Annotated in this window: 1 protein-coding gene; it reads right to left on the bottom strand. The window is 61.5% G+C overall.

All coding sequences use genetic code 11. The annotated features are described in order from the left end of the window. The coding region (locus tag H5U08_RS16925) for a ComEC/Rec2 family competence protein (protein WP_297035769.1) at positions 1–2,035 on the bottom strand (2,035 nt) is incomplete at both ends.

The raw sequence follows: 2,035 nt of genomic DNA, 5'->3' as shown, positions 1-2,035 counted from the left end.
CCGCCGTATGAAACACCCTGTGAAGGCTTGCTGAGGAACCGTTCTCGCGTGGAAGTTCCCCCGTAAAAGCTTCTGTATTACCGAGGCTCGCCCAGCCTCCGCTGATGATCACGTACTGCGGACGGCACCACTGCACGAGTTCGTCCGGCCGGGACCGGGCTGTGCCGTGATGCGGTGCCACGAGGACGTCTGCGGACATGGGGGGACCGTTCAAGAGGGCGTCGAGGCCCGGCCCTTCGAGGTCTCCGGTCAGCAGGATTCGCCTGCCTGCATATTCCACGCACAGCACGAGACTGGCCGCGTTGTCCGTCAAACCCGCACAATCGCTCGGGGGGTGAAGGGCCGTTACGCGGCAATCTCCCCACCACCAGGTATCTCCAGCAGCGATTGTGCGCAGGGGCAGTTTTCGGTGGGCGATGAGTTCCTCGAGTGCCCGCACGCCAGGTTCACGACGGGCGGTCGCCTGAAACATCCTGGGTGTGACCATCACCTGTCCCACCGCGAGATAGTGGCAGAGATCCGGCAGACCGTTGTAGTGGTCAAGGTCCGCGTGGGAGAGCAACACTCCATCAAGACGCCGCAAACCCCGGGAAAACAGCGTGGAGGTCGCCGCCCATGCCGCCCGGTCGCCACCCCCCAGACTCCCCAGATCGTATAGCCAGACTTCTCCGTTGGGGGCCTCTATGACGATTCCCAAACCGTGGCCCACGGAGAGGACCGTCATCCGCAAATCGTGGGAGTTTCGGGCGTCCTGAGCAGCGGGAAAGAAAAGAAAGACAATGCCGCCCAGCAGCCATCCACCAAGCCCCGTCCACAGCAGCCGTGTCAGACGCCGCGTGGGTCCGCCGCTGGCCAGCAGAAGCAGCATCCACCATCCATACACCCCGGCAACCCACCACGTGGGCGGCGCCGGCTGCCAGGTATAGAGCGGAAAAGTGTATTCCGCGTGCTGAATGAGCCAGCGACAGCCGGTCAGACAGGCGTCACACAACCATGCCAGCGGCCAGGCTCCGGCCGACCAAAGAGGGCCCACAAAAAGCAATCCAAATCCCGTGGCAAGCGTGCCGGTGATGAGCGGGATGAGCACGGGTGTGAGCACCATCCCCAAGGGGCTGATGATATGGAAGGAGTGCCACACCAGCGGCCAGGACATCACCCAAATGCTCACCGTGATCACCAGAGTGGGAACCAACCACTCCGAAAAAGCGGCAACCCAGGCAAAGCGTGGGGGGTTGGACGATACATCCCTGTTCAGAGTCCCCCCTGTGCCCGCAAAATATCGCCTTCCCACCATGATGAGGACCGACGCCCCCAGGAAGGAAAGCTGGGGTCCCGGCCGAAAGAGAGCCGCCGGATTCCAGGCCAGAATCACCAGGGCTGCAAAAGCCAGGGCGTTCAAGGACCAGAACGAATGATAGAAGAGCGTCCCCAACAGGAGCACGCTGAACGTGGTGGCCGCGCGAATGGTACTCGGCTGCCCTCCACTGATCACAGCGTAAACGGCGATCACGACAAGAAGTAAGCCAATCCGCAAGCGATAGGGAACTCTCAGCGTCCAGAACACGGCGTTGAAGACCCCGACCAAAATGGCCACGTGGAGGCCTGAAATGGCCAGGAGATGAATCGTGCCGGTTTGGAGCAGCGATCTTTCCAATTCGTCGGGAATTTCCGTCCGAAATCCGAGAAGGAGTGCCTGGGCGAGCGGCTGATTTTCTGGGGAAAGATATTCTTTCAGCGTTTGCGCCGCATGAAGCCGCCACCATCCCAGCAGGGTTAGCGGATTCCAAAAAGAGGCTGGGGCAAGCCGGGTGATGCACTCGGGAGAAGGGACGCTCAATTCCGCCAGGATCCGGTCTTCGCGACGGTAGGTGCGGAGATCGAATTCGCCCGGGTTCATGGCAGGAAAGGACCGCCGTAATCGCCCGAACATCTGGAGCCTTTCGCCCGGCAGAAACTGCACCGGCAACGCCTGAACGTGCGGTTCGGTTTCCGAGAGGTTTGGACACGCCAGATAGACCAGCAATCGGCCGGTGGC

The organism is Thermogutta sp., assembly GCF_014359955.1.
GTDB lineage: Bacteria > Planctomycetota > Planctomycetia > Pirellulales > Thermoguttaceae > Thermogutta.
This window is presented reverse-complemented; position numbering and strand designations above follow the sequence as displayed.